Here is a 3,271-nt window from a genome sequence, read left to right as displayed (position 1 = left end):
AGAGACTCGTCCTCAGAGGGCTTGCTGGTCAAGCTCTTTGAGGGCGCTCAGCCTTAAAACCTCAGTTATTCTGCACAAAACTCCCTCAAAAGCCATCAAACATCTTGCACGCGCTCACCTAGTCCAACCTCTTCAGAGTTACTTTATTCAGGAAATTTTATGTTGAACCGATTCTCGCTGTTTCTGATTGCTGCCGTTTGTGCTTCGCCAGTTGCGATGGCGCAGGAACTCAATGTGTTCGATCAGATCGTTCATGCCGGCGTGGCGATGTATGTGATCCTGGCCATTTCGGTGCTCGCCGCTGCGGTGGGGATCGAGCGTATGCGCCGTCTGCGCTTGCAAGCAATCGTGCCAGACGGTATGGCCACGGAGGTCATTTCCCTATGGCGCGCCCACAAGTTCGATCAGATCGAAACTATCACCAGCGCCAATGACAGCACGCTCTCGCGCATCATTGCGTATATGCTGGAGAAGCGCCACAGTCCGCGCGCGGTGATGGCGGGGGGCTGCGGCGATCTGGCCTCGCGTGAATTGCGCGAGCATCAGCAAAAGGCGTATGCGCTGGCGGTGGTGGCGACGATGGCGCCAATCATCGGTTTGCTGGGTACGGTCGTGGGCATGGTCGAATCGTTTCATGCGATCGCCTATGCGGGCGGAATGGGTAACCCGGCCCTGCTGGCGGGCGGCATCTCGAAGGCGCTGGTATGCACCGCGGCGGGCCTGTCGGTCGCGCTGGCGGCGCTGGGTGCGCACCACTTCTTCAAACACCGTGTCGTGGGCTATGGCCTGAAGCTGGAAAAGGTGGTCAACCAACTGCTCGATGAATGCAGTCCGGTTGGCCATGGCAAGAGCCACCTCGAGGTAGCGTGAAATGCGGATCGACCTGACGGATCACGAGGAACCAGAAATCGGCCTGGTGGCAATGATCGATTGTATCTTCTTCCTGTTGATGTTCTTCATGCTCGCCACCACGTTCAAGCAGCAGGAGACCATGAAGCAGCAGAAGGAGCTGCAGGTCCAGTTACCCACTGCCGAGGCGTCGGTAGTGCGTCCCGGCGCGTCTAGCGACACCCTGGTGATTGGCGTGGACCGCAACGCCGGCCTGTTCGTCGATGCTGAGCCGGTCACGGTGCAGCAGCTGCACACTATCCTGGCGCGCGAGGCGGCCGCCGATCCTCAGCGCCGGATCCGCATCGACGGTGATCGCAGCGCCTCATACCAGCATATCGTGCGCGTGCTCGACCTGTGCCAGCTCAATGGGCTGGTCAACGTTGCCATGCACACGCGGGATTGAGATGGGGTTGTCGTCCATGACCGGCCAGACCAGACGGCGGTACGTCATCGCCTCGCTGCTGGCCCACGCCTGCCTGCTTGCGGCGGTATTTTATGTGGGGCCGTACAGCATTAAAGCGGCTACGCTGGACCGGCACGTCAAAAATGCGCAGGAAAGCGACATCAAGCGGCGGGTGGACGAGATCGAGAAGATCAAGACCTTGCTTGAGAAAAGCCGGCAGGAGGGCGCCGCGCCTAAGGATGGTACCGGCGGCACGACAAAGGCGGGTTCTCCGGCCACGTTGCCACAGTTGCTCGAGCGGGCACGCCGCGTGAGCGCAGAAATTGAGAAGATGGAGCGGCGCGACAAGGCCAGGGAACTGGCGCGCCTGCTCAATATTACGGAAGCTCAGGCCAGGGCGAAGCTGCCGCCGCCAGCGCCGGTCGCGGTGCCCAAGAGTGAGGCCAAGCTGAGCGGCGCGCAGAAGGCGCTAGCCGAATTGAGGCGCCATCAGCAACTGGCGCGCAACGCGCTGGTGCGGCGCGAGCAGCAGCTTGCCAAGGCACGAGATGGCACCCGGGTGCGGCCGGAGAACGGGGCGTCCGGCCAAGGAGCTGCAGGCGCGCCCAGTGCGCTGGCCGGACTGGGTGACGGCGGCACAGGGAAGGCAGGCAAGGGCGGCGCGGGCAAGAATGGTTTGCAAGGCGAGGATGTGCCGAACGCGGCCCATATCGAGATCACCAGCTATATCGCGCAGAGCGGCATGGCCCAGGCCAGGGTGCCGCGAGGCGGCTCCTGGGATCTCTCGACGCCCAAGCACAAGGTAGACCGCGGCTACGGCGCCGCAGTGTCAATCCCTGGCATCCAGACGGTCGGTCTGCGCCAGATCAGCACTCACGCGATCGGCCAGGGCGCACCCTACGCCGACCGGATCTTCCTGAACCGCTGGCATATCATCGGACCATTTCCGGGACGCGGGCCGCATGACTCAATCGATGTGGTCTATCCACCCGAGATGATGGTCGACCTGGACGCGGAGTATCTGGGCATCGGGGGCAGCACGCTGCGCTGGGAGTACCTGACCAACCCGGATTACCCATCAGTGGCGCCGGTGCGTGCGCAGGATGCGGTCTATTACGCCTACACCGAGGTTGTGATGGACGAGGAGCGTGACCTGGTGCTTGCCCTGGGCAGCGACGACGACACCAAACTGTGGTTCAACGACCGCCTGGTGTGGCTCAGCGGAGACGGCTACAAGCCTTGGTACAGCAGTCCCGGCTATGTGGGACTGAGCAAAGAGATCAAGGACTGGAACCTGACCGAAGGGACGCGCCGGGTGCGGTTCAAGAAAGGGCGCAACAGCCTGCTTCTCAAGCTGTACAACGGCGCCTCGCTTTCCTTCTTCTCGGTCGTAGTCGTGGCCGATACAAATTAGCGATCCGGTCGCTTGATGCATTCGAGTTGTCTTCAGCAATTGTGTCGGACGTCAATGACAGTGTCAGTGGAATGACCATTTTCGAAGTCAGTGTCCGCCGTGAGTCGGGGACGGGCGAGCGTAGGCAACGGGGCGTTACCGGTCATTCAAAGTTGATCCTGATCGTGCCATTTTCGGCTGAGACCTGGAATTTTATGGAAAGCAAAATCAGGTCTGCGCCTGGTTCTGTCGCATTAGCGAAATATACCACTACTTGTAGTACCGTTTTGGTTATCTGATACTACATGTCGTACGGGAAGACCGTTCAAAAAAATTAATGCGACAGAACCGTAGCTAAGCGGGTAAGCGACGTACCAGCGGATGCAAACGAGGATCACATCGATCGGGAAACGCATCAATCCACCCAAGTTAGCGATGGGCGTGCACTTCAGTAAATTATTATCGATTTTTTCACAATAACACTTGACATCACCTTAAAATCGCGGCGTCCAGCATGGATTTTTACTATCCCTGCCTGCCATGTCCGTTCTGACCACGCTGTTCCAAGATTTCGCCGCGCGCCT

At 59.7% G+C, this 3,271-nt stretch carries 3 protein-coding genes; all 3 read left to right on the top strand.

The window, feature by feature from the left end:
- Positions 1 to 159: 159 nt before the first annotated feature.
- Genes ACP7D4_RS27780 through ACP7D4_RS27770 form a run of 3 tightly spaced genes read left to right on the top strand, consistent with a single transcriptional unit; the run spans position 160 to position 2,708 of the window.
- Positions 160 to 870 carry a MotA/TolQ/ExbB proton channel family protein gene (locus ACP7D4_RS27780; RefSeq protein WP_426212654.1) on the top strand — a complete coding sequence of 237 codons (711 nt, stop codon included), beginning with the start codon at positions 160 to 162 and terminating at the stop codon, positions 868 to 870.
- Between the two features lies 1 nt (position 871).
- Positions 872 to 1,294, top strand: a complete 423-nt coding sequence (locus ACP7D4_RS27775; RefSeq protein WP_426212652.1) for an ExbD/TolR family protein — start codon at positions 872 to 874, stop codon at positions 1,292 to 1,294.
- A 16-nt stretch (positions 1,295 to 1,310) separates the two neighbouring features.
- Complete coding sequence (locus ACP7D4_RS27770; RefSeq protein WP_426212650.1) at positions 1,311 to 2,708, top strand: hypothetical protein; 1,398 nt, start codon at positions 1,311 to 1,313, stop codon at positions 2,706 to 2,708.
- Positions 2,709 to 3,271: the final 563 nt, after the last annotated feature.

It is taken from the genome of Massilia sp. TWP1-3-3, from assembly GCF_049897805.1.
Lineage (GTDB): Bacteria > Pseudomonadota > Gammaproteobacteria > Burkholderiales > Burkholderiaceae_D > Telluria_A.
The sequence above is the reverse complement of the archived record's forward strand: the minus strand, read 5'-3'. Positions and strand labels throughout refer to the sequence as shown.

What these genes read in the sequence shown, in the direction of transcription:
- ACP7D4_RS27780 (WP_426212654.1), top strand. Translation starts at nt 160, where the DNA reads ATGTTGAACCGATTCTCGCTGTTTCTGATTGCTGCCGTTTGTGCTTCG.
- ACP7D4_RS27775 (WP_426212652.1), top strand. Translation starts at nt 872, where the DNA reads ATGCGGATCGACCTGACGGATCACGAGGAACCAGAAATCGGCCTGGTG.
- ACP7D4_RS27770 (WP_426212650.1), top strand. Translation starts at nt 1,311, where the DNA reads ATGACCGGCCAGACCAGACGGCGGTACGTCATCGCCTCGCTGCTGGCC.